We start from the raw sequence: 23,457 nt of genomic DNA on the forward strand, positions 1-23,457 counted from the left end.
CATGGACCAGACACATGCTCCGTCGCCCCTGGCGGGCGCCGTGCATGACCTGGCAACAGAGGTGGTCCTCGCTCTTCGGAGCGGGGACCACCTCGCCACGGTGTGCGGCGCGGCGGGAATCGACGAGGAGAATAGGACCGGAATCGCGGCGGCACGGGTCATCGGGGCCGACCTTCTGCTGCCCAGTGTTCTCTACGGACGCCATCCGCATCCGGGTGACGTCGCCGTGCTCGACCGGGCGGCGCGGGAATTCCCGCCCAAGCCCGACGCTCCGGCCGCGACGGCCTGGAGCCACTGGCACATGATCTCCACGCTGCAGCGGCTGACGCCGCCTCCACCGGGAGCGGCCGCGCCCGCGACGTACGCGGAACCCGACGCCGCCTGGCTGGAAGGAGCGCCCTGGCAGGGGTTCACCCACCAGCTCTCGGTGCTCGCGCCGCTCGCCGTCCCGGCCGCCCCCTCGGCCGTGCGGCGGGCCGCGACGAACCGGGCCGTCGACCTGGCGCGCGGCTTCGTCCGCGCGGTCCGGCGGCGCGACTGGCTCCAGGCGGCGGGCGCGGGCCGCTGGCTCGCGGCCACCGGCGGCGAACCGGCGACGCTGGGCCTGGAACGCGGCCTGGACTTCGTCGAGCTGATGGGCGGCCACGACCCCCGGGTCACCCTCCATGTCCGGGCCGCCCGGCTGATGGCCGAAGCGAGGGCACGGTGACCACGACCGCGACGCAGGGCCCCTCGCAGGACCGCCCGGCCGGGGGACCGCGGCGTCGGCCGGGGGCGGGGGGCGCGGACCGCCGGGAGCACTCGGCCCCCGGCGCCGCGCTCGCCGTCCTCCCCGACGTCCTGCGCGAAGCCCTCGCCTGGACCGACACCCACCGGGCGCGCTTCGCGCTCCCCGACGACGTCCTGGAACCCCACACCCAGGTCAACGCCACGCTGAAGCCGCTGGGCGAACTGGCCCAGCTCGGCTCCACGATCCGCCGCACCACCGCCCCCGGCACCCCGGAGCACGAACTGGCCGGGGACCTCGTCGCGTACGCCTGGGAGCAGACGGCGGCGGGCGAACTGCTCCTGGAGCTGCTGCGCGCCGAACCGTTCGCGGCGTACCCGTACGAGATCTACGCCGCCTTCGCCGGGTACGGGCTGCGCCACGAGGGCTTCGAGGCCCTGGCCCGCCCGCTCACCGCGACCCGCGCCTGGGCCCACACCGAGCAGCACGCCAACCGGCAGCTCGGTCTGGTCAACTCCGAGCGGCGGGTCGGCGTGGTGCCCCACACCGACGCCGGGGCGGTCCTGTCCCGGACCTGGCTGGGCGGCCTGTCGGAGCCCTGGATGTTCGAGGGCCCCTCCGGCTACGCCCTGACCCACGCGGTCTTCCACGTCACGGACTGGGGGCTGATGCCCGACCGGGTCCCCGCGAGGATCGACGGCTATCTGCGGACCTGGCTGCCCGCGTGGGCCGACGGCTGCGTGGAGAGCGCCCAGTGGGACCTCACCGGCGAGCTGCTGGCGGTCGCGGCGGCCCTGCCGGGCCCGCCGCCCGCGGAGCTGCTCGACGCGGTCTGGCCGGTGCTGGCGGACGTCCAGCACGCGACGGGCTGTCTCCCGGAGACCGGCGTACCGGTGCGGGACCTTTCACCGGACCCGTATCCCTTCATCGACTGCTATCACTCCACGCTCGTGACGGCCTTCGCCGCGGCCCTGTCCCTGAGGTCGCTGCGCGGGGCCGGCGAGGCCGTGCCCGGCCGGGAAAGGCGGACCGCATGAGCAGCGGCATCCAGCAGATCCACGACGTGGGGGCGAAGGCCCTGGGCTGGCTGTACGAACACCGGGACGGCTTCCGGCTGGAGCCCGATCCGTCCCCGGAGGTGGGGATGCTGGACCGCTTCAAGCCCCTGGGCGAGCTGGCGGTGGTCGGCAAGGTCATCTTCCGCGAGGGCGTGGCCGGCTCGCAGCAGTCCTCCCTGGCCCACAAGCTCCTGGACCACGCCTGGCACGAACTGCTGGACTCCGGCGCCCGGCTGCTGGAGGGCCAGCGGCGCGAGCCGCTCTCGCCGGTGCCGCTGGAGGTCTACGTACCGTTCCGGGAGCTGGGCTACCGGCAGCCGGACCTGGAGTCCGCGATCCGCCTCAACCACCGGCTGGCCAGCTGGGCGGCGCTGGAGGTGCGTCCGGTGCGGCGGCTGGGGCTGTCCACGATCGAGCGGCGCTTCGGGGTGGAGCCGAGCGTCCCGGAGACGGCGGCGCTGGCCCACACCTGGCTGGCGCGCCGGCCCGAGCCGTGGACGGTCGAGGGCCACACCGCCTACGACATCACGCACACGGTGTTCCACCTCACCGACTGGGGCGAGAGGCCCTCGGGACTCCCCGCCGACATCGCGGAGTACCTGGCGCTGTGGCTGCCGGTCTGGCTGGACGACTGGCTGGACCTGAAGCGCTGGGACCTGCTGGGCGAACTGCTGGTCGTCGACGCGTGCCTCCCCGAGCCGACGCTGGACCCGGCGGCCTGGCAGGGGTTCGCGCAGGCCCAGCAGCCGGACGGGGCGATGCCGGCGCTCGGCGGGATGCCCGAGGGGGACGAGGAGACGGTGTTCGACCTCGTCTACCACCCGACGCTGGTCGCCGCGTTCGCCTCGGCGCTCGCGATGTCCCGCGCCCTGTCCGACCTCAGCGCGACGCCGGCCCCGGCATGACGGACGTGACGGCGGTCCGCGTGGACACCCCCGGCGCCCCGGCCACCGCCCGCCTCCTGGCCGAGGCGGCGCGGGCGGTCGACGCGCCGGACCTGGTGCTCGCGGTCAGCCGGAACGGGGTGCGCACCGTCCACACCGGGGGGAGCGGGGAGCCGGGCCCGGTCCCCCGCGAGCTGCTGGGTTACGAGCTGGGCTCGGCGTCGAAGCCGTACGCGGGGCTGCTGCTGGCCCGGCTGGTGGCGCAGGGCCGGGTGCGGTACGCGGACCGGGCGGCGGACCTGCTGGCCCCGGGCTTCCCGGTGCACCCGTCGGTGCGCCGGATCACCCTGCGCCACCTGCTCACCCACACCTCGGGGCTGCCGGGCCTGCCCGCCGACTTCTACCCGCAGGCGGTGCCCCGTTGGTCCACCGACCCGTACGGCGGCTACCCGGCCGACCGGGTGGTCCGGGCCTTCCTGCGGGCCCGCCCGCGCCACCGGCCCGGGACCCGCTGGCACTACTCGAACTTCGCCGTCTCGGTCCTCGGCCACACCCTGGCGGCGGCCACCGGCACGCCGTGGGAGGTCCTGCTGCACCAGCAGGTACTGGCCCCGCTGCGCCTGGACGCGACCCGGGTGCGCCCGGGGCCGGAGGGCACGGAGGCGGTCGGCCACCGCCGCGACGGGACGCCGGTGCCCGTGCTGGACACCGGGGGCTTCACGGCGGCGGGCGCGGTCCGGGCGACCCCGCTGGACCTGCTGACGTTCCTGGAGGCGCACGTGGGCGGGCCGGACCCCCGGGACCCGGCACCCCGGAACGCGACGCCCCGGGACCCGACACTGAGCGCCGCGCTCACCGACGTGTGCCGCCCCCTGCTGCGGCGCGGCCTGCGGCACACCCACACCCACACGCTCACGTGGTTCCACCATCCGTCCCCGCACGGCCCGGTCCTCTTCCACGCCGGGGCGACCCTGGGCCAGCAGGCGTTCCTGGGCTTCTGCCCGGGCACGGGTCTCGCGGTGGCGGCGACGGCGACGCGGCGGGTGCACCGGGCGGACACGTTCGTCGCGACGGCGTACGGCCTGCTGACGGAAACGCCCTGAGCGCTACGGCTTCGGCGGGGCGGCCTCCCCCGCGCTGTTCCCCGCGCTCTTCGCCGCGTCCTTCTCCGCGTTCTTGGCGGCCACCACCGCGTCGAAGACGTCCCGCTTGGGCAGCCCGGCGGCGGCGGCGACGGCGGCGATCGCCTCCTTGCGCCGCTCCCCCGCCTCCTCGCGCACCCGCACGCGCCGCACCAGTTCCTCGGCGTCCAGCCCTTCGTCGCCGGAGTCGGTGGCGCCCTCCACGACGACGGTGATCTCCCCGCGTACGCCGTCGGCGGCCCACACCGCCAGCTCGCCGAGCGGACCGCGCTTGACCTCCTCGTACGTCTTGGTCAGCTCCCGGCACACGGCGGCGCGCCGCCCGTCGCCGAAGACCTCGGCCATCGCGGCGAGGGTGTCGTCGAGCCGGTGAGGGGCCTCGAAGAAGACCATGGTGCGCCGCTCGTCCCCGACCTCCCGGAGCCTGGAGAGCCGTTCACCCGCCTTGCGGGGCAGAAACCCCTCGAAGCAGAAACGGTCCACGGGCAGTCCGGAGAGGGCGAGCGCGGTCAGCACGGCGCTGGGCCCGGGGACGGCGGTGACGCGGATGTCCTTCTCCACGGCCGCGGCGACGAGCCGGTAGCCGGGGTCGGAGACGGACGGCATGCCCGCGTCCGTGACGAGCAGGACACGCGCGCCGCCGGTCAGGGCTTCGACGAGTTCCGGCGTGCGGGCGGACTCGTTCCCCTCGAAGTAGGACACGACACGCCCCGAGGTCTGGATGCCGAGCGCCTGGGTGAGCCGGCGCAGCCGCCGGGTGTCCTCGGCGGCCACGACGTCGGCCCGCTCCAGTTCGGCGGCCAGGCGTGGCGGGGCGTCGGCCACGTCACCGATGGGGGTCCCTGCGAGCACGAGCGTTCCAGTCATTCCAGTCACAACAGCCATCCTCGCAGCACGGGCAGCGCCCTTCGCACAGACGCGTTCCCTACGATGGCGCGGTGACGAGTACCGCACCCGAGACCCAGCGGGGCCAAGACGCCGGGGATCCGCCCGGCGAACAGCCGACCTCCTGGCAACGGCGGCTGCGCCGCTTCGGCCATGATCCCCGGCCGGAAACCTCCCTCCGCGACCGGCTGGACCCGCCGTACACGCGGCCCGGACGGCAGGTGTGGTCGGTGCTCGCGATCCCGCCGCACGTGGCCGACCGGCTGGTGCGGTGGTCCGGCTGGGGCGGCCCGCTCCTGGTGACGCTGGTCGCCGGGCTGCTGCGCTTCTGGAAGCTGGACCAGCCGCACGCGGTGATATTCGATGAGACGTATTACGCGAAGGACGCCTGGGCGCTGGTCAACCAGGGGTACGAGGGGTCCTGGCCCAAGGACGTCGACAAGCAGATCCTGAACGACCCCTCCTCCGTCCCGATCCCGACCGACCCGGGCTATGTGGTGCACCCGCCGGCCGGCAAGTGGATCATCGGCTTCGGTGAGCAGCTGTTCGGCTTCACGCCGTTCGGCTGGCGCTTCATGGTGGCGGTGCTCGGCACGGTCTCCGTCCTCCTGCTGTGCCGGATCGGCCGGCGGCTGTTCCGCTCCACGTTCCTGGGCTGTCTGGCGGGCCTGCTGCTCGCGGTGGACGGGCTGCACTTCGTGATGAGCCGGACCGCGCTGCTCGACCTGATCGTCATGTTCTTCGTCCTGGCCGCGTTCGGCTGCCTGGTGGCCGACCGGGACCATGTCCGCCGTCGATGGGCCGACGCGCTGCCGGTGGACGCGGAGGGGGTGCTGCGCCCGGACGCCCGGATCGCGGAGACCCTGCGGCTGGGGTGGCGGCCGTGGCGGCTGGCGGCGGGCGTGATGCTGGGCCTGGCCTTCGCCACGAAGTGGAACGGCCTCTACGTGCTGGCCGCGTTCGGCCTGATGACGGTCCTGTGGGATGTCGGCGCGCGCCGCACGGCGGGGGCCGTCCACCCCTACCGGGCGGTGCTGCGCCGGGACCTGATCCCCGCCTTCTTCTCCACGGTGCCGGTCGCGATCGTCACGTACGTCGCCTCGTGGACCGGCTGGATCGTCACGGACAAGGGCTACTTCCGGAACTGGGCGGCCACCGAGGGCAAGGACTCCGCCTGGAGTTGGCTGCCCGACTGGCTGCGCAGCCTGTGGCACTACGAGAACCAGGTGTACGACTTCCACGTCGGCCTGACCTCGGGCCACACGTACGAGTCCAACCCGTGGAGCTGGCTCGTGCTGGGCCGGCCCGTGTCGTACTTCTACGAGGACCGGACCGGCTGCGAGGAGTCGGCCACCGGCAAGTGCGCCAGCGAGGTCCTCGCCATCGGCACCCCGCTGCTGTGGTGGCTGGCGTGCTTCGCCCTCGTGTACGTGCTCTGGCGCTGGTTCTTCCGCCGCGACTGGCGGGCGGGCGCGATCGCCTGCGGTGTGGTGGCGGGCTGGCTGCCCTGGTTCTTCTACCAGGAACGGACGATCTTCCTCTTCTACGCGGTCGTGTTCGTCCCGTTCCTGTGTCTGGCCGTGACGATGATGCTGGGCGCGATCGTCGGCCCGGCGGCGGGCACGGGCACCCGGGCCGAACTGGGCCTCGCCGCCCAGGACCCCGGCGGCGAACGCCGCCGCACGCTGGGGGCGATCGCGGTGGGCGTGCTGGTGCTCCTGATCGTCTGGAACTTCATCTACTTCCACCCGCTGTTCACGGGGACGTCGATCCCGGAGGACCTCTGGCGGGACCGGATGTGGCTGGACACGTGGGTGTAGGCACCGCGGTTCGACGGGCGGGAAACCAAAATGCGGGCGGGCCGCGACGACATGTCGTCGCGGCCCGCCCGCATTTCACAACCCGCCCGCCAGCCCGCCCGTATTTCACAGCCGCCCGCATTTCACAGGTTTCCGTCCGGTCGGCAGCATTCCGGACTCCTCTTTCCGACCGCCACCCGAAGGTCAGAAGAAGTGCTTTCGCCCGCCCACAGCACGGCCGGTCGCACCCAGGATCCACAGGATGGCACCCACCAGAATAAGAATGCCGCCGATGGTCGTCAGAAGTCCGACACCGACAAGCATGCCGACGAGCAGCAGAATAAGCCCAAGGATGATCATTTCGTTTCCCATCGTCAAGACGGTTCAGACGCGTATGCGCCTGCGCTTCACAACGGCCTCAGTGCACCTCACCGGTACCGCCCGGTTCCGGAAGTCCCAGAACCTCATTGCGAAAGTCCTGGTGCCCGGCAATTCGGCATTCACACATTGCTCAGCGCCCCCGTTCACTTCGCCGCCCAACGGACTCGCCCCCCGTACGTCGGCGCGGGGCCGGCGCTCCGCGTTCCCGCGCCCGAGCAGGGTGGGCGGGTCCCCGGGATGACTTCGGGGGGAATCAGTCGCCCCCGCAGCCGCCTCCGCAGCTCGACCCGCACGTGGAGCCGCAGCCGCCGCCCCCGTGGTGCCGGGTGCCGGAGCCACGCCCGCTCGACCCGCGCGACGAGCGGGGCGGCGGGTTCGTGCGGCGCTCCTCCGCCTCGCGCTCCGCCCGCCGGTGGCGCTCCGCCCGCTCCCGGCCCTCGCGCAGCCGCTGCTGCTGCCGGACGGCGCCGTCCGCCGGTTCCCACGGGCCCAGCCCGTGGCGGCGGTCCGGGCGGAGCGGGACCGTGGTCACGGTCGCGTACATCCGCCCCAGCTCCTGGTGGCGGTGGTACTCGGCGCAGGCGTATTCAAGGACGACCTCGTCGCCCTCCGCGGGGGTGCCGTACAGGACCGCTTCGAAGGGCTCGTGCCGCGGGTCGATGTCGTGGTGCCCGTTCCCCACCCCGTACGCCGAGCCGCCGCCCAGGAGCCGCGTCCGTTCGCGGGTGTCGCCCTTGCGGGGGGTGTACGCGATCAGGGGGGCCGCGGAGCGGGTGCGGGCGTCCGCGCACACCCAGTGGCGTCCGTCCGCACCGGCGCGCACGCCCACGATCAGGGCCGGCTGGGCCTCCCGGTGCAGCCGTCGGGCCGCCAGGTGGGCGAGCTGGCCCCGGCCGTAGAAGGACGTCCCGGCCACGAGGAGCACCAGGGCGATGCGCTGCTGCCCGACGGCGTCGTAGGCGGCACCGGAGTCGGAGGGTTCCCCGAACAGGCCCTCGGCGAGGACGCCGAGGGCGGCCAGGCAGAGGGCCAGCCCGAGGTAGACCTGCTGGTGGCCCCGGTGCCCGTCCGATTCCGGGGTGCCGTGGGGCAGCGGGAAGCGGCGTCCTCCCGCGGCGGCCAGCGCCAGGGCCCGCTGCCGGCGCCGGGCCCGCAGCCGGAGGCAGCTTCCCGTGAGCGCGAGGGCGCAGGCGGCGAGGACCACCAGCCGTCCGGCCCTCGCCGGGCCGTCCAGGTCGCCGGACCGGGCCAGGGCCAGCGCCGCCTCCCCGGCGACGAGCACGGCCGCCGGGACGGCGGCGACCGGAACGTACCGGTACCAGAGCGGCAGGGCGGTCAGCAGGACGAGCCCCGGGTACCTCAGCCAGTCCGTCCCGTCCCCGGGCCCGCTGTGCCAGGCCAGGGACGCGGACGAGAGCGCGAACAGCAGGACGTACGCCGCCGCGACCAGGCCGGCCAGGGCCCAGCCGCCCGTGGCCGGGGCGAGAACGGCCGGGACCGCCGCCTTCCGCCACCGCTCGGCGTCGGGCACGGCCCAGGGGGAGATGCCGCCGGACAGCCGGGAGGCGACACCGCTTCCGGTCACGGTCCAGGTGTCGGACGCACCTTCGGGCAGGATTCCGGTCGGCAGATGCTTGATGGGGCAGGCCGTCACCGGACCACCGCCGCGCGCCCTCGTCCGCCCATGCCGCACGCCCCCCGACGTTCGCTCCCCCGTGCATTACCGGCCAGTCTTCCCACCCCGGCCCCCCATCACACGGCCGCACGCGGCATGGCCCCGCATCGCGCGGTGTCACGCCCCATCGCACGGGGTCACCCCGCGTCGCGCGGCGCGTCGAACAGCGGGTCGCGCACCGGATCACGCCACATCACCCCGCATCACGCCACGGAGAGCGCTTTCCGGCCAAGCATTCCGGTCCGGTAACAACGCCCTCACCACCTGCCACAAGCCTTTAGGGTTCCTCACAGTTGCCCCTTGAACGTGTTCAGGGGGCCTCCTGGGGAGGGGGACTGCGAGATGCGCAGTGGAGCGAAGGTCGCCGTGATCGGCGGCGCGTTCGTCCTGATGGCCGGAGGGATCGGTTACGGGGCGTACAGCATGCTCGGCGACACCGTCGGCGGGGACGGCGGTACGCGGAGCGCGGCCGAGTCGTCGAAGGTGAAGACCGGGCCGCCGAGCGCGGAGGAGACAGCGGAGACGTCGAAGGGCTTCCTCGACGCCTGGGCGGCGGGGGACGCGACGGCCGCGTCCCTCCTCACCAACAACGAGGCGGACGCGGAGCCGGTGCTCGCCTCGTACGGCGAGGACGCCCGCATCGGCGAGGTGAAGATCACCCCGGGCCCGGCCGTCGGCACGAAGGTGCCCTACACGGTCAAGGCGACCGTCTCGTACGACGGGAAGTCCAAGCCCCTCTCGTACGCCTCGGAGCTGACCGTGGTGCGCGGCCTGACGACGGGCAAGGCCCTGGTCGACTGGGCCCCGACGGTCGTGCACCCGCAGCTGACGGAGGGCGCGACGCTGAAGACGGGCGCGTCCTCCACGCCGGCGATCGAGGCCGTCGACCACAGCGGGCAGGTGCTGACCAAGGAGAAGTACCCCTCGCTCGGCCCGATCCTGGACACGCTGCGCGAGAAGTACGGGGAGAGCGCGGGTGGTTCGCCCGGCATCGAGACGTGGATCGAGCCCGCCGACGAGACCCAGCCGGACATCAGCCTGGTGACTCTCGCCGAGGGAAAGCCCGGCAAGGTGCAGACGACGCTGGACGCGGGCGCGCAGGCGGCGGCGGAGCGGGCGGTGAAGAAGTACGCGCAGGCCTCCGTGGTCGCGGTGAAGCCGTCCACCGGGGCGATCCGCGCGGTGGCCAACAACCCGGCGACCGGGTTCAACGCGGCGATGCAGGGGAAGCAGGCGCCCGGCTCCACGCTGAAGATCGTGACGGCGGCGCTGCTGCTGGAGAAGGGCCTGGTCACGGCGGGCGGGGCGGCGGAGTGCCCCAAGGACGTGCTGTACCAGGGGCGTTCGTTCCACAACCTGGACCACTTCGCGCTGCCGGACGGCAGTACGTTCACCCAGAGCTTCGCCAGGTCGTGCAACACCGCCTTCATCAAGCTGATCGACGACACGAAGGACGACGCCGCACTGGCCAAGGAGGCGCGGGACGTCTTCGGGATCGGCCTGGACTGGAAGACCGGTGTCGTCACGACCGACGGCAGCGTGCCGGAGGAGACCGGTGGCGTCGCCGCCGCCCAGTACATCGGTCAGGGCACGGTCCAGATGAACGCCCTCAACATGGCGTCCATCACCGCCACCGCCCGCACCGGCACGTTCCGTCAGCCGGTCATCGTCCCGCAGTCCCTGGACAACCGGCAGTTGGCGACCGCCTCGCGCTCGCTGTCGCCGTCCGTCACCCAGCAGCTCACGACGATGATGCGCGCCACGGCTGCCTGGGGCACCGGTGCGAAGGCGATGGCCTCGGTGGGCGGAGACAAGGGCGCCAAGACCGGTTCGGCGGAGGTCGACGGACAGGAGACCTCCAACAGCTGGTTCACCGGCTTCAGCAATGACCTCGCCGCCGCGGCGGTCGTGCAGACCGGCGGCCACGGCGGTGACGCGGCGGGGCCGGTCGTCGCGGAGGTGCTGCGCGCGGGCGGCTGAGACCGCCGCGGCAGCCCGGCGTGACGCGGGCCGCGTGACCCGGGGCTACGTGACGCGTGAGGCGGACCACGCGACGCGGAGGACGCCTACTCCGCCGCCCAGCCTCCGTCATCGGGGCTACTTCCCCGCCCCGACGACGGCCTCGTCCCCTTCCACGCCCTGCGCGAACCGAGGCCCTTGCACTGCCGGTTCGCGCAGGGTGCGAAAGAGCAGCCAGCTCAGCAGCGGCATCGCCACGAGAGGCGCCAGGGCTGTCCGCAGGGACGTGGCGTCGGCGAGTGCGCCGATGGCGGGGCTGGCCAGGCCGCCGACGCTGACGGTCAGCCCGAGGGTGATCCCGCTGGCGGTGCCGACGCGGGAGGGCAGGTAGTCCTGACCGAGCGTCACCTGCAACGAGAACGGCACGTACAGGCCGGCCGAGGTCAGCGCCAGGAACAGGAAGACGGCCGGACCGGGCGCCCACACCACGCCCGCGACGGTGGCGCCGACCCGCACCCGGCGGCTGGCGCCCGGCGGCTCGATCGATGCCCACCGGCACGACGACCACCAGATCGTCTACGCGGGCCGCGGCGTACTGACCGTCACGACCGGCGCGGGGTCCTGGGTCGCCCCGGCCACGCGCGCGATCTGGGTACCCGCCGGCACCGTGCACGCGCACCGGGCCTACGGCGAACTCGATCTGCACCTGGTGGGGCTGCCCGTCACCGAGAATCCGCTCGGCCTCGACACGCCGACCGTGCTGGCCGTCAGCCCGCTGCTGCGCGAACTGCTCATCGCCTACACCCGCGCCGAGGGCGACGACCGCCCCGAACGGGCCCGCCTCCGCGCCGTGCTCCTCGACCAGTTGCGGGCGTCCGCGCAGCAGTCCTTGCACCTGCCCATGCCCACCGCCCCGCTGCTGCGCGCCCTGTGCGACATCCTCCAGGCCGACCCGGGCGACAGCCGTACGCTCGCCGAGCTCGGCCGCCGGGTCGGGGCGAGTGACCGGACCCTGTCCCGGCTGTTCCGCAGCGACCTCGGCATGACCTTCCCGCAGTGGCGCACCCAGCTCCGCCTCCATCACGCCCTGATCCTGCTGACCGGGCGGACGCCGGTGACGTCGGTGGCACACCAGTGCGGCTGGTCGTCCACGAGCGCGTTCATCGAGGTCTTCCGCCGCACGTTCGGCCACACCCCGGGCTCCCACCGGGACAGCCCTTAGGACCGCCTCGCGTCCACCGCCCGGAACCCCCTCGCATGCGTGCCGCGCCGACCGCTAGCGTGCAGCCATGAGCGCATCCGAACCTCTCGCGACCACACCCGCCGCCCCCGTCTCCGACGCCCACCCCCGGTTCGCCGAGGCGCTGGCAGGACTGGGCCTCCAGGTCGAGGTGCGGCGTTTCCCGGACGCGACCCGTACGGCGGCGGAGGCCGCCGCCGCCGTCGGCTGCTCCCTGAGCGAGATCGTCAAGTCCCTGGTCTTCACGGCGGACGGCGTGCCCGTGCTGGTCCTGATGGACGGCTCCTCGCGGGTGGACGTCGAGCTGGTGCGGCGCGAACTGGACGCGCAGAAGGTCAAGCGGGCGGACGCGGACCTGGTCCGGGAGACCACCGGGTACGCCATCGGCGGCGTGCCGCCCTTCGGCCACGCCACCCGGACCCGGGTGCTGGCCGACCGGCGGCTGCTGGACCACGCCGTGGTGTGGGCGGCGGCGGGCACCCCGCACACGGTGTTCCCGCTGGACCCGAAAACGCTGATCGCCCACGCGGGCGCGACGGTCGTGGATGTGCGCGAGCCCGCCAAGTGACCCCTCTGGTCGCTCTCGCGGTCCTCATAGCCGCTGTCACGCACGCCAGTTGGAACGCCATCGCGCACGCGATCAAGGATCAGCTGCTCTCCTTCACGCTGATCTCCGGCGGTGGTCTGCTGATCGGCGTGGTGATGGCCCTCTTCGCCCCGTTCCCGGCGGCGGAGGCCTGGCCGTACCTGGGCGCCTCGGCCGCTCTGCACGTGCTGTACATGCTGCTGCTGATGCGGTCGTTCACCCTCGGCGACTTCGGGCAGATGTACCCGATCGCCCGGGGCACGGCCCCGTTGGTGGTGACGGTCCTGGCGGCGGTGTTCGTCGGCGAGCGTCCGGACGGCTGGGCCACGGCGGGCGTGGCGGTGGCCTCGGCCGGGCTGGTCGGGCTGGCGCTGTGGGGCATCCGGGGCTCCGGCAAGCGCCCGCACTGGCCGGCGATCGTGGCGGCGCTCGGCACCGGCCTGACCATCGCCGGGTACACCACGGTCGACGGCGTCGGCGTGCGCGCCTCGGGCGCCCCGCTGGGTTACATCGCCTGGCTGATGGTCCTGGAGGGCCTGGCGATCCCGGCGTACGCGTACTACCGCCGCCGCGCCGAACTCCTCCCGCAGCTGCGGCCCTACGCGGTACGGGGCCTGGTCGGCGCGGCCCTCTCGGTCACCGCGTACGGGCTGGTCCTCTGGGCCCAGACACAGGCCCCGCTCGCCCCGATCGCGGCGCTGCGCGAGTCGTCGATCATCGTGGGCGCGGCGATCGGCGCGCTGTTCTTCAAGGAGCGCTTCGGGGGCCCGAGGATCGCGGCGGCGGGGCTGATGGTGGTGGGCATCGGGCTGATGCTGCACACGAGTTGATGCCTCCCGCCCGGTGCGTACACACACGGCGGAAGGCATCAACAGACATCAGGCGTCGGACAACAGGCGTCAGACATCCGGCCGGACATACGGCATCAGGCGTCAGGCGACAGGTCGGAGCAGGCTCAGACGGTTGCCTTGGACGGCTCGTCGTCCTTGTCCCCGTCCGTCCCGCCGGCCTTCCGGGTGCGGACGAACTCGAGGAACGTGTTCAGCTCGCGCTTGACGACGGGCGCGAGGAGGTAGAGGCCGATGATGTTGATGACGGCCAGGGAGAAGAGCACCGCGTCGGCCAGGTCGATGAGGGTCTGCAGGGTGAGCAGGGACCCGGAGACGGCGAGCAGGGTGTAGAGGGACTTGAAGACGATCTCGCTGGTGCGGCTGCGGCCGAAGAGGTAGGTCCAGGCCTTGAGGCCGTAGTAGCCCCAGGTGAGCACCGTGGAGAAGGCGAAGAGGATCACCGCGACGGTCAGGACGTACGGGAACCAGGGCAGCACGGTCTCGAACGCGTCCGAGGTGATCGTCACGCCGCCGATGGAATCGTCGTTGCGCGCCTCGCCCCAGCTGGCCGGGTTGGCGATGACGATCGTCAGCGCGGTCATGGTGCAGATGACGACGGTGTCGATGAACGGTTCCAGCAGGGCGACCAGGCCCTCGCTGGCCGGGTGCTTGGTCTTGACCGCGGAGTGGGCGATCGGCGCGGAACCGAGGCCGGCCTCGTTGGAGAACGCGGCGCGCTTGAACCCGATGATCAGTGCGCCGAGCACACCGCCCGCGACCCCTTCGGGGTTGAAGGCGCCCTCGATGATCGTGCCGATCGCGTCGGGCACGGCGGTGACGTTGACGAGGATGACGATGAGACAGGCGACGATGTAGATCCCGGCCATCGCGGGGATGAGCCGGCTGGTGACCGAGGCGATGGAGCGGATGCCGCCGAGGAGCACGATGCCCACGAGAGCGGCTACGAGAATGCCGAAGAAGAGGGCACCGGCGGAGGAACCCATCGCCCCGTCCTCGCCGCCGGTGACGGAGACGAGCTGCGCGTAGGACTGGTTGACCTGGAAGAGGTTGCCGCCGAAGAGCCCGAAGAACAGGATCATGATCGAGGCGAGGACGGCGAGGACCTTGCCGAGGGCCTTTCCGTTCTTCCCGAAACGTTCCGCCAGCCCCTTGGGCAGGTAGTGCATCGGTCCGCCGGAGACGGTCCCGTCGGCGTGGACCTCGCGGTACTTCACACCGAGGGTGACCTCGACGAACTTGGTGGCCATGCCGAGGAGGCCGCAGAGGATCATCCAGAACGTGGCTCCGGCGCCGCCGATGGAGACGGCGACGGCCACACCGGCGATGTTCCCGAGGCCGACCGTGCCGGAGACGGCGGCGGTCAGCGCCTGGAAGTGGTTGACCTCGCCCGCCGAGTCCTTGTCGTCGTACTTGCCACGCACCACGTCGACGGCGAGGCGGAACTTGCGCAGCTGGACGAATCCGAACCAGAAAGTGAAGACGAGGCCCGCCACCACCAGCCAGGCGACGATGAGCGGGAGGTCCGTCCCGCCGACGGGGACGGCGTAGAAGACGATCTCGCCGAGCCATGTGGCTATGGGTTCGAAGAACCCGCTGACAGCTTCGTCGACGTTCTCGGTTATGGATTCGAGTGACACGTTGGCTACCTCGATGACGCGGGAACGGCGGACAGGTGGGGTGCCTTCGCCGGTCGGTGTGCGATGGGGGAACGTTTCTGGAGGGATGAGCGAACGTCGTCGTCCGGTCGGCGACGCGGCGCGTCCCATGGAGTGGACAACGATGACGGTCGCTCTGGCCTGCCGCCGGGGCGGTCCCGGCGCTCCGCTTCGGCGAGGTCCCCGCCGTGGAAGTTGGGCATTTGTACCACGCCGTTTGCTCGATTCTTAGTGATGCAGGTCACTTTTTTTGCGAGTGCGGGTGAAGATGCTGGGCGGGTGACGTCATCGTTATGCGGAACCACAGGTACGTTTATCGGACACCTATCTGCAGGTCGGAGGGGTATCTCCGGCCAAAGCGGGGGGAACCTCCGGCCTCGGGGCATCTCCGGCCCCGGGGCACCCCGGCCGGAGGGGACGCCTCCCCCCACCTACCCCGCCGGTCGCCGCGCAGACAGACCGGCGCGGCTGATCAACGCGTCGTGCGTGCCGCGCAGAACTCCCGCACCGCGCCGAGGACCGCCTCCGGCGACTCGTCCAGCAGAAGATGCCCCGCCCCCTCGATCACCGTGAACTCCGCACCGAGCCGACGCCGGGCGGCCGGCCCCAGATGACGCGGGGGCAGAAAGGGGTCGAACTGCCCCGTGAGGACCAACGTGGGTACGGAGCGCCGCAGTTCGAGCAGACCGGACGGCAGGGGAGGCGGAGCGAGACTGGTACGGCAGCAGCGCCCGACGAGATCCATCCACTCCCCCAGAAGCGCCGGGACGCGCCCTTCCCCCGGAGCCGCCATGTGACGCACGAGCGCCGTCGAACGGGCGACCGTGGGCCGCAGGAGCCAGGGGACGGTGGCGGCCAGGAGGGGGGCGGGGACCCTCAGCCGGACAAGCCCGGCGCTGGAGAGCAGCACCCGGCCGACGATCTGCGGAGCGTCGCAGGCGAGGGCGACCGCGCCGCCCAAGGAGTGCCCCACGACGACGACCGGCCCCGGCACCGCCGACGCGAGCGCCTCGGTCAGCCACTTCCCGTACCAGGAAAGGCGATTGACGCGGGGCCGCAGGTCCGCGCTGAGCCCGGGCTGACCGGGCAGATCCAGAACGACCACGCGCCCCTCCCGGGCGATCGCCTCCACCACCGGCAGACACAGAGCGGCGTTCATGTTCGTCCCCGGCAGCAGGACGACAGTCGGCCCCCCGTCGCGCGGCTCCGGCCCTGCGGTCAGGACTCCGGTGGCCCCCGCCGAGGTCACCACCTCGCTGCGGGCATGGGCCAGGCCCGAGCCCTCGATCCGATGGGCGCACCAGCGCCGCACTTCCGCTCGCGCCTGCTCGCTCCGGTACACGGAAGTCATGGGGCCGTCCTGGGTCGGGCCGCTATCGGCAACGGGGGCACGCACTTCTCGATCGGACCGTGAGGTCGGTGCGCTGCGGCGTCGGGGGCGGTGGTGGCGCTGATCATGTCGCTCCCCGCACTTGCTTGTTGAAGGCCCGCGCTTGCTCGTTGAAGGCCCGCGACTGTCTCGGGTGGAGAGCCCGCGCCCGGATGATGCCACACCGCTGTTCGACGATCCACGGGTGCCCCGGACCGGAAACCGGCCGACCGCGGACCAGGAGGTGTTCGAGGCCCCCACGACTACGATCCCAGCCCATGACGCCCACCACGCGAAGCGAAGACGGGAACGGAAACGGGGCCAGGGAGAGGGACAGGGACGGGAACGGGGACAGGGACAGGGACCAGGGCACCGACCGGTACGAGATCGACACCGACCCCGGCCGCCTCGACATCGGCCTGGTGCACCACTGGCTCTCCACCGACGCCTTCTGGGCACTCGGCCGCAGCCGCGACACCGTTGAGCGGTCCGTGCGCGGGTCCCTCAACTTCGGTGTCTACGGCCCCGACGGAGCCCAGGTCGCCTACGCCCGTGTCATCACGGACCGGGCGACCTTCGCCTGGCTCTGCGACGTCTACGTGGACCCGGCGCACCGCGGCGGAGGCCTGGGCGTACGGCTGGCGACCGCCGTCCGCGACCACCTCGCACCGTACGGCCTGAAGCGGACCCTGCTCGCGACGCTGGACGCCCACGAGCTGTACGCGAAGGTCGGTTTCGTCCCCGTACCCGACCCCGAGCGGCTGATGATCCTGAGCACTGAGCGCTGGACGGCGACGGGGCGCGCGTGAGACGGGCGGTTCCGGGCAAGCGGGGATCGGCGAGTTCCTGCGTCACGAGCTGGAGGACCACTTCGGTCTCGCCCCTCTGCCGTCGGAGCCGGCGGCGATCGCGGCCCGGGTGCTGTCCTGGTGGACGGCGACCGGCACGACCGGTACCACCGCCTCCGCCCAGGGGGTGCTCACGGCTGCGCCATCGCCTGCCGGAAGCCCGTGTTCACCGCGAGGATCCCGCCGTCGACGCGCAGCGTCGTCCCGGTGATCCACGCCGCGTCGCTGGAGGCGAGGAAGGCGACGGCGGACGCGATGTCCTCGGGGGTGCCGACGCGGCCGAGCGGGTAGAGGGCGGCGGCCCGGTCCAGTTCGGCGTCGCGGCCCGCCCAGGCGTCGGTGCGGATCGTGCCGGGGGCGACCAGGTTGACCCGTACGCCGCGCGGCCCGGCGTGGCCCGCCAGCGTACGGGTGAGGCTGGTCAGGCCCGCCTTGGCGGCGCTGTACGCGTGGCCGCCGAAGTCCTGTTCACCGTTGACCGAGCCGATGGTGACGATCGCGCCCCGGCCCGAGGCGACCAGGTGCGGCAGCGCGGCGCGGGCGCAGCGGAACGGGCCGGAGAGGGTGATGTCCAGGTCGCGTTCCCAGACCTCGTCCGTCTCGTCCTCGAAGAGCGGGGTGTCCTGGCCCGCCGCGTAGGCGTTGTTGACCAGGACGTCGAGTCGGCCGAAGGCGGCGACCGCGTGGGCGACGGCCGCTTCGACCGCCGCCCGGTCGGCCACGTCGCAGACGAGGGATTCGGCGGTGCCGCCCGCCTCGCGTATCGCCGCCGCCGTGTGGGCGGCACGCTTCGCGTCCAGGTCGGTGACGAGGACGGAAGCTCCTTCCGCCGCCAGGCGGCGGGCCGTCGCCGCGCCGATGCCCTGGCCGGCGGCGGTGATCAGGACGCTGTATCCGGCGAACCGGGCTGAGGTCTGCACGGGTGCTGGTGTCATAGCGCCGACCGTACTGCCCTGACCAGGGCCTGGGCACGGGGATCCGCGGTAACTCCCTTCTGGAGTCCGTTGGTGACATAGCCGAGCGCGATACCGGACTCGGGGTCCGCGAAGCCGAGGGAACCGCCGCGTCCGGGGTGGCCGAAGGAGCCGGGGCCCAGCAGCGGGGCGGCCGGGCCGTGCAGCATGTAGCCGAGGCCGAAGCGGGTGTTGACGACCAGGACCCGGTCCGGGCCCGCCGACTCCTCGGTGCGGGCCAGGGTGAGCGTGGCGGGCGCGAACAGCCGGCGGTGGCCGTCGACGGGGCCGATCATCGCGGCGTAGCAGCGGGCCAGGCCCCGGGCGGTCGCGATGCCTCCCGAGGCGGGGAGTTCGGCCGCGCGGTAGGCGGGGTCGTTCTCGTCGGGGAACGGGTCGATCGCGCCGAACGCCCTGCGGGTGAGGGAGTCGGGGTCCTGGTAGGCCTCGACGACGGAGCGTTTGGGGCGTACGCGCAGGGCGCCCGACGCCGTGGCGGCGGCCGGGGGCTCCACCGGGCCGATACGGCCGATGCGGTGGGCCTCGTCGGCGGGGAGCCCGAACCAGAAGTCGAGACCGAGCGGGCGGGCGATCTCCTCGGCGATCCAGCGGCCGATGGTGCGGCCGGTGGCGCGGCGGACCAGTTCGCCGATCAGCCAGCTGTAGGTCTGGGCGTGGTAGCCGTGGTCGGTGCCGGGCTCCCACTGCGGGCGCTGGGCGGCGACGGCGGCGGGGCCGGAGACCCCGTCGGCGGCCTCGGCGGGGGTGAGGGCGGTGTCCAGGGCGGGGACCCCGGCCCGGTGGGCGAGGAGGTCGCGGACGAGGACGCGTTCCTTGCCGTTCGCCTTGAACTCCGGCCAGTAGGTGGAGACCGGGGCGTCCAGGTCGACCTGTCCGCGCTGGTGGAGCAGCAGGGGGACGGCGGCGGCGATGCCCTTGCCCGCCGAGCGGACGATCTGGACGGTGTCGACGGCCCACGGCTCGCTGCCGTCGACGTCTCTCGTACCGGCCCACAGGTCGACGACCTTGCGCCCGTGGTGGTAGACGGCGACGGCCGCGCCGCGTTCCCCGCGCTGCTCGAAGTTACGGACGAACGCCTCCGCGACCGGTTCGAACCCGGGCGCGACCGTGCCCCGTACGTCCACGGTGACGGCCTCGGGCACCGCTTCGGTCCTGGCTTGGGCCACGGCTTCGGTCCCGGTCACGTCCGCTCCCCTGTGTGGTTCGGTTCCCGTGCGTGGTCCAGCCTTCGTGTCCGGTTCCGCTCCCGTGCCCGATCCCGATCCCGATTCCGCTTCCGCGCCCGCCGTCGTGCTCACTCCCGCGCTCCCGCTCATCCCCCCATGGTGCACGTCCCGCCAGGGTGTTCGGGGGGCGGGTCGCCGTCACCACCGTGCTGTCACGACCTGTTTACGCCGACGGAACCAGAGCTCAAGGGGCGTACGGCAGATGGTTGGTGGCCGTCAGCGCGGTGGCCTCGGCAGGTGCGTCGATGAAACCATCGGGTACGGGTACACGCAGGGGAGGCTCCGCCTCCTGCGGGTCCGAGGCAGGTCGGACCCATCGTGCCACTTTCGTAAAATATGGGACATTAGAGGGCAGAGCTATACATAGAGGAGGAGCCGGCCCATGTCCCCCGTGATCGAAATACATGCCCGCGCCCGGCTCATCACCGATGGCCCCCTGACCCGCCCGGTCCCCGTCGACCTCCGGTACGACCCGGCCGACGACCGGCGCACCGTCCACATCGGCCTGCCCGACGGCACCGACTGGGCGTTCGGCCGCGATCTCCTGGAACGCGGTCTGCGCACCCCGATCGAGCGCGGCGCCGTCCGCGTCTGGCCGTGCGGCCGTACGCAGCTGATCGTGGAGCTGCACTCGACGGACGGGGTCGAGGTGTTCCAGTTCGAGATCCGGACGCTGATCCGCTTCCTCGCCCGCACCCAGCAGGCGCAGGCGCAGACGCAGACATCGGCGCAGACGCCGGCCACGTCACCGGACGCCGGACGGGAGCCGCAGCAGCCGCCGTCCCGCACCACCCGCCCGGCGCGGAGCGCACAGCCCGAGCAGGGCGCACAGCCCGCCCGCGGCTGAGGCGCCGGCCCTTCACCATCGGGACCGGGATCGCATCGGGACCGGGATCGGTCACAGCGGCTGCTCGCCGTCGGCCGGAGCGGGCCTGGTCCGGCTCCGGCCCGGACACGAGGAAAGCCCCCGTGCTGTTGAGTTCGCACGGGGGCTCTCGCTGTGCTCCGGTCCCCGTCCCCACGGGTGACCGGCGCTTCCGGGGCCACGCTCCGCCAGGACGCGGCCCCGGAGTCCGCAGGGCCTGGTCCGGCCGCACGGGTGGGTCGGTTCAGACGCGTACGAGCTCGCGCTCGTCGCTCTCCCCGCCCTCGGAGCCGGGCTCGTCCGTCAGCCGCTTCTGCAGCTTCTCGCCCTCCACGTCCACGTTGGGCAGCGCCCGGTCCAGCCAGCGCGGCAGCCACCACGCCTTCTTGCCGAGCAGGGCCAGGACGGCGGGCACGATCGCCATGCGCACCACGAAGGCGTCGAAGAAGACGGCGATGGCGAGCGAGAAGCCGATCATCTTGATCATCTGCTCGCTGGAGCCGATGAAGCCGGCGAAGACCGCCATCATGATCACCGCCGCGGCCGTGACCACGCGCGCGCCGTGCTTGAAACCGGTGACGACGGCCTGGCCCGGGCTCTCGCCGTGGACGTACGCCTCCCGCATCCGGGTGACGAGGAAGACCTCGTAGTCCATCGCGAGGCCGAAGACCACACCGACCATGAAGATCGGCATCATGCTCATGATCGGGCCGGTCTGCTCGACGCCGAAGAGCGAGCCGAGCCAGCCCCACTGGAACACCGCGACGACCGCGCCGAGGGCGGCGACCACCGAGAGCAGGAAGCCCAGGGCCGCCTTCAGCGGGACGAGGACCGAGCGGAAGACCAGCATCAGCAGCAGGAACGCGAGGCCGACGACGAGCGCCAGGTAGGGCAGCAGCGCGTCGTTCATCTTCTGCGAGAAGTCGATGTTCATCGCGGTCGCGCCGGTGACCAGGACCTCCGCGCCGGTGTCGGACGTGATGTCCGCACCCGCGTCGCGGATGGAGTGGACGACGTTCTCCGTGGCGGCCGAGGAGGGCCGGTCCTTCGGGATGACCACGATCGTCGCGGTGTCCCCGGCCTTGTTGAACTCGGCCGGAACGACGGCGCCGACGCCGATGGAGTCGATCTCCTCGGAGACCCGCGCGGCGGCGGCCTTGCCGTCGGAGCTGTTCTTCGTGTCGACGACGACCATCAGCGGGCCGTTGAACCCGGGGCCGAAGCCGTCCGAGAGCATGTCGTACGCCTGGCGCTGCGTGGTCGACTTCGGCTGGGCGCCGTCGTCGGGCAGACCCATCTCCAGCGAGGCGGCCGGTACGGCGATGACGCCGAGGCCGAGGACGCCGACGAGCATGACCCAGACCGGCTTGCGCAGCACGAACCGCGCCCAGCGGGTGCCCAGGTTCGGCTTGGCCTCGGGGCTCTGCTCCGCCTCGGCGGCCTTGCGCGCCTTGCGGCCCATGACCCGCTTGCCCGCGAAGCCCAGCAGGGCCGGGACGAGGGTGAGGGCGATGACGACGGCGATGGCGACCGTACCGGCGGCGGCGAAGCCCATCTTCGTCAGCATCGGGATGTTGACGACGGCGAGGCCCACCAGGGCGATGACCACGGTCAGGCCCGCGAAGACGACCGCGGATCCGGCCGTGCCGACCGCCCGCCCCGCGGCCTCCTCGCGCTCGCGGCCCTCGGCCAGCTCGGCGCGGTAGCGGGAGACGATGAACAGGGCGTAGTCGATGCCGACCGCGAGGCCGATCATCATGGCGAGGGTCGAGGTGGTCGAGCCGAGATCCAGGACGTTGGCCAGCGCGGTGATCGACGAGACCCCGATGCCGACCCCGATGAGGGCGGTCACCAGGGGCAGCCCGGCGGCGATGAGCGAGCCGAAGGTGATGACCAGGACGACGGCGGCGATGGCGACACCGATGATCTCGGCGGCCCCGGTGTGCGGCATGACCTGGAGCGCGTCACCACCGATCTCCACCTTCATGCCGCTGTCCTCGGCGTCCTTGCCCGCGTCCTTCAGGGCGTCGGTGGTCTTGTCGGTCAGCTCCATGGAGTTGACCTTGTAGGAGACCGAGATGTACGCCGTCGAACCGTCCTGGCTCACGGCCTGCCGCTCGAACGGGTCGGCGACCGAGGCGATCTGGTCCGAGCCGGACCGCAGCTCCTTGACGATGCCGGTGATCTCGCTCTTGTTGGCGGAGTCGGTCACCTTCTCGCCCTCGGGCGCCTTGAAGACGACGCGCGCGGTGGCGCCGTCGGCGCTGGAGCCGGGGTTGCGCTGTTCCAGCAGGTCGAAGGCGCGCTGCGCCTCCGTACCGGGTATCGAGAAGGAGCTGGAGGTGGCGGTGGACGCGGTGGCCGCACCGAATCCGGCGACCGCCAGCAACGCCACCCAGATCAGGGCGACGAAGCGGCGGCGGCGGAAGGTGAGCCGTCCGAGCTTGTAGAGGAAAGTGGCCACGGGGGCGTACTCCCGGTCAGGTCGTATGAGTGGAAATCGGGCGTGCGGAACCAGCCCGACGACGAGAGCGGCGTGTCAGGTGGAGCGTCGGGGAGAGGGCCGTACGGGTGGGACGGGGACGTCAGACACCGAGGGCGGGGAGAACCACGGAGTCCACGTAATCGACGAGGAACGCCTGGTCGACAGGGCGGTCCTCGATCAGCTGCCGGGCGGCGAGCGCGCCGACCAGCATGTGCGGGATGTACTTCAGCGCCGGATTGTCCGAACGCAGCTCACCCCGGTCCACCGCCCGTTGCAGCAGCTGGGCGAGACCGGTCATCTCCGGTTCGATCAGCAGCTCGCGCAGGGCCTGGTGCAGGTCGGGGTACTCATGGACGGCATGGCTCAGGCCCCGCATCAGCGCGGCGTCCTTCTCCATCTGGCAGTCGTCGGTCCGGCTCAGCGCGGCGTGGAAGTCCCCGCGCAGCGAGCCGGTGTCGATGTCCGCAAGGCTCCCCGGCTTGTTGTGCCGCAGCGCCTTCGCGACCAGCTCGGGCTTGGAGCCCCACTGGCGGTAGAGGGTGGCCTTGCTCGACCGGGTGCGGGAGGCGACGGCGTCCATGGTCAGGGCGTCGTAGCCGACCTCACGGAGCAGGTCGAGGACGGCGCCGTACAGCTCGCCCTCACGCTCGGGGGTCAGCCTGCTGCGTGCCATGTGCCGACCTCCTTCGCGTGCACCCTGTCCGGCGTCCCGCTCGTTCTCGCGCGGCCCCGCTCAGCATCGAACGAAACCGTTTCGTACACCTGAACCGTACTCGCACAGCTCAGCGAAACGAAATCGTTTCGCTTGTGTTCTGCACCACAAGTTGCCCCGGGCCCCGCGCACCGAA

22 protein-coding genes and 1 pseudogene are annotated in these 23,457 nt (G+C 72.4%); 11 read left to right on the forward strand and 12 right to left on the reverse strand.

The genetic code is table 11. The features are described from left to right. The first annotated feature begins 1 nt into the window (after window position 1). From PSQ21_RS12870 to PSQ21_RS12885, 4 genes are read left to right on the forward strand one after another with little or no spacing between them, the layout of a single operon-like run. On the forward strand, window positions 2–709 hold the full coding sequence (locus tag PSQ21_RS12870) for a hypothetical protein (protein ID WP_274030635.1): 708 nt from the start codon (window positions 2–4) through the stop codon (window positions 707–709). Next, window positions 706–1,764: a DUF6895 family protein gene (locus PSQ21_RS12875; protein WP_274030636.1), complete on the forward strand. Its 1,059-nt coding sequence runs from the start codon at window positions 706–708 to the stop codon at window positions 1,762–1,764. The genes PSQ21_RS12870 and PSQ21_RS12875 overlap by 4 nt, the downstream gene beginning before the upstream one ends. Beyond that, entirely contained in the window at window positions 1,761–2,690 is a 930-nt protein-coding gene (locus tag PSQ21_RS12880; RefSeq protein ID WP_274030637.1) for a DUF6895 family protein, read from the forward strand. The genes PSQ21_RS12875 and PSQ21_RS12880 overlap by 4 nt, the downstream gene beginning before the upstream one ends. Continuing rightward, complete coding sequence (locus PSQ21_RS12885) at window positions 2,687–3,772, forward strand: serine hydrolase domain-containing protein (RefSeq protein ID WP_274030638.1); 1,086 nt, start codon at window positions 2,687–2,689, stop codon at window positions 3,770–3,772. Before PSQ21_RS12880 ends, PSQ21_RS12885 begins: the two co-directional genes overlap by 4 nt. A gap of 3 nt (window positions 3,773–3,775) precedes the next feature. Here the strand turns inward: PSQ21_RS12885 and rsmI are convergent, their stop codons facing one another. Continuing rightward, a complete protein-coding gene (gene rsmI, locus PSQ21_RS12890) occupies window positions 3,776–4,678 on the reverse strand; it encodes a 16S rRNA (cytidine(1402)-2'-O)-methyltransferase (RefSeq protein ID WP_274035734.1) in 903 nt (300 codons plus the stop codon). A 71-nt stretch (window positions 4,679–4,749) separates the two neighbouring features. Between rsmI and PSQ21_RS12895 the strand changes: the two genes are divergently transcribed. Further along, the gene (locus PSQ21_RS12895) at window positions 4,750–6,516 is read left to right on the forward strand and encodes a dolichyl-phosphate-mannose--protein mannosyltransferase (RefSeq protein WP_274030639.1); all 1,767 of its coding nucleotides are present in this window, start codon (window positions 4,750–4,752) and stop codon (window positions 6,514–6,516) included. A gap of 183 nt (window positions 6,517–6,699) precedes the next feature. On the opposite strand, the gene PSQ21_RS12900 is transcribed toward PSQ21_RS12895, so the two are convergent. Both PSQ21_RS12900 and PSQ21_RS12905 read right to left on the reverse strand, forming a co-directional pair. Next, window positions 6,700–6,867 carry a hypothetical protein gene (locus PSQ21_RS12900; RefSeq protein WP_274036106.1) on the reverse strand — a complete coding sequence of 56 codons (168 nt, stop codon included), beginning with the start codon at window positions 6,865–6,867 and terminating at the stop codon, window positions 6,700–6,702. 262 nt (window positions 6,868–7,129) lie between these two features. Then, a complete protein-coding gene (locus PSQ21_RS12905) occupies window positions 7,130–8,530 on the reverse strand; it encodes a hypothetical protein (RefSeq protein ID WP_274030640.1) in 1,401 nt (466 codons plus the stop codon). Window positions 8,531–8,893: 363 nt separating this feature from the next. Here PSQ21_RS12905 and PSQ21_RS12910 point away from each other — a divergent pair, with 363 nt between their 5' ends. Further along, window positions 8,894–10,531, forward strand: coding sequence for a penicillin-binding transpeptidase domain-containing protein (locus tag PSQ21_RS12910; protein ID WP_274030641.1), 1,638 nt, complete (start codon window positions 8,894–8,896; stop codon window positions 10,529–10,531). Between the two features lie 117 nt (window positions 10,532–10,648). On the opposite strand, the pseudogene PSQ21_RS12915 reads toward PSQ21_RS12910, so the two are convergent. After that, window positions 10,649–11,029: pseudogene (locus tag PSQ21_RS12915) on the reverse strand (MFS transporter); the annotation flags it as partial. Between PSQ21_RS12915 and PSQ21_RS12920 the strand changes: the two are divergent. The 3 genes from PSQ21_RS12920 (at window position 11,010) to PSQ21_RS12930 (ending at window position 13,166) form a co-directional block, all read left to right on the forward strand. After that, window positions 11,010–11,732: an AraC family transcriptional regulator gene (locus tag PSQ21_RS12920; protein WP_274030642.1), complete on the forward strand. Its 723-nt coding sequence runs from the start codon at window positions 11,010–11,012 to the stop codon at window positions 11,730–11,732. The pseudogene PSQ21_RS12915 and the gene PSQ21_RS12920 sit on opposite strands and share 20 nt — an antisense overlap. A gap of 67 nt (window positions 11,733–11,799) precedes the next feature. Beyond that, window positions 11,800–12,318, forward strand: coding sequence for a YbaK/EbsC family protein (locus tag PSQ21_RS12925; RefSeq protein ID WP_274030643.1), 519 nt, complete (start codon window positions 11,800–11,802; stop codon window positions 12,316–12,318). Continuing rightward, a complete protein-coding gene (locus PSQ21_RS12930) occupies window positions 12,315–13,166 on the forward strand; it encodes a DMT family transporter (protein WP_274030644.1) in 852 nt (283 codons plus the stop codon). The genes PSQ21_RS12925 and PSQ21_RS12930 overlap by 4 nt, the downstream gene beginning before the upstream one ends. A gap of 125 nt (window positions 13,167–13,291) precedes the next feature. Here the strand turns inward: PSQ21_RS12930 and PSQ21_RS12935 are convergent, their stop codons facing one another. Both PSQ21_RS12935 and PSQ21_RS12940 read right to left on the reverse strand, forming a co-directional pair. Continuing rightward, entirely contained in the window at window positions 13,292–14,824 is a 1,533-nt protein-coding gene (locus PSQ21_RS12935) for an alanine/glycine:cation symporter family protein (protein ID WP_274030645.1), read from the reverse strand. A 490-nt stretch (window positions 14,825–15,314) separates the two neighbouring features. Continuing rightward, a complete protein-coding gene (locus PSQ21_RS12940; RefSeq protein WP_274030646.1) occupies window positions 15,315–16,193 on the reverse strand; it encodes an alpha/beta fold hydrolase in 879 nt (292 codons plus the stop codon). A 296-nt stretch (window positions 16,194–16,489) separates the two neighbouring features. Between PSQ21_RS12940 and PSQ21_RS12945 the strand changes: the two genes are divergently transcribed. Continuing rightward, window positions 16,490–17,020: a GNAT family N-acetyltransferase gene (locus PSQ21_RS12945; protein WP_274030647.1), complete on the forward strand. Its 531-nt coding sequence runs from the start codon at window positions 16,490–16,492 to the stop codon at window positions 17,018–17,020. Between the two features lie 42 nt (window positions 17,021–17,062). Here the strand turns inward: PSQ21_RS12945 and PSQ21_RS12950 are convergent, their stop codons facing one another. The 4 genes from PSQ21_RS12950 to PSQ21_RS12965 form a co-directional block, all read right to left on the reverse strand. Further along, the gene (locus PSQ21_RS12950) at window positions 17,063–17,194 is read right to left on the reverse strand and encodes a hypothetical protein (protein ID WP_274030648.1); all 132 of its coding nucleotides are present in this window, start codon (window positions 17,192–17,194) and stop codon (window positions 17,063–17,065) included. Continuing rightward, a complete protein-coding gene (locus PSQ21_RS12955; RefSeq protein ID WP_274030649.1) occupies window positions 17,191–17,994 on the reverse strand; it encodes an SDR family NAD(P)-dependent oxidoreductase in 804 nt (267 codons plus the stop codon). Before PSQ21_RS12955 ends, PSQ21_RS12950 begins: the two co-directional genes overlap by 4 nt. Next, window positions 17,991–19,157 (reverse strand): serine hydrolase domain-containing protein, encoded by a 1,167-nt coding sequence (locus tag PSQ21_RS12960; RefSeq protein ID WP_274035735.1) that lies wholly within the window; start codon window positions 19,155–19,157, stop codon window positions 17,991–17,993. Before PSQ21_RS12960 ends, PSQ21_RS12955 begins: the two co-directional genes overlap by 4 nt. A gap of 286 nt (window positions 19,158–19,443) precedes the next feature. Continuing rightward, window positions 19,444–19,584, reverse strand: coding sequence for a hypothetical protein (locus PSQ21_RS12965; protein ID WP_274030650.1), 141 nt, complete (start codon window positions 19,582–19,584; stop codon window positions 19,444–19,446). A gap of 57 nt (window positions 19,585–19,641) precedes the next feature. Here PSQ21_RS12965 and PSQ21_RS12970 point away from each other — a divergent pair, with 57 nt between their 5' ends. Then, the gene (locus PSQ21_RS12970) at window positions 19,642–20,106 is read left to right on the forward strand and encodes an SsgA family sporulation/cell division regulator (protein WP_274030651.1); all 465 of its coding nucleotides are present in this window, start codon (window positions 19,642–19,644) and stop codon (window positions 20,104–20,106) included. Window positions 20,107–20,368: 262 nt separating this feature from the next. On the opposite strand, the gene PSQ21_RS12975 is transcribed toward PSQ21_RS12970, so the two are convergent. Both PSQ21_RS12975 and PSQ21_RS12980 read right to left on the reverse strand, forming a co-directional pair. After that, window positions 20,369–22,588, reverse strand: a complete 2,220-nt coding sequence (locus tag PSQ21_RS12975) for an MMPL family transporter (RefSeq protein ID WP_274030652.1) — start codon at window positions 22,586–22,588, stop codon at window positions 20,369–20,371. 121 nt (window positions 22,589–22,709) lie between these two features. Further along, window positions 22,710–23,282: a TetR/AcrR family transcriptional regulator gene (locus PSQ21_RS12980; RefSeq protein ID WP_274030653.1), complete on the reverse strand. Its 573-nt coding sequence runs from the start codon at window positions 23,280–23,282 to the stop codon at window positions 22,710–22,712. Window positions 23,283–23,457 lie beyond the last annotated feature (175 nt).

It is taken from the genome of Streptomyces sp. MMBL 11-1, assembly GCF_028622875.1.
Lineage (GTDB): Bacteria > Actinomycetota > Actinomycetes > Streptomycetales > Streptomycetaceae > Streptomyces.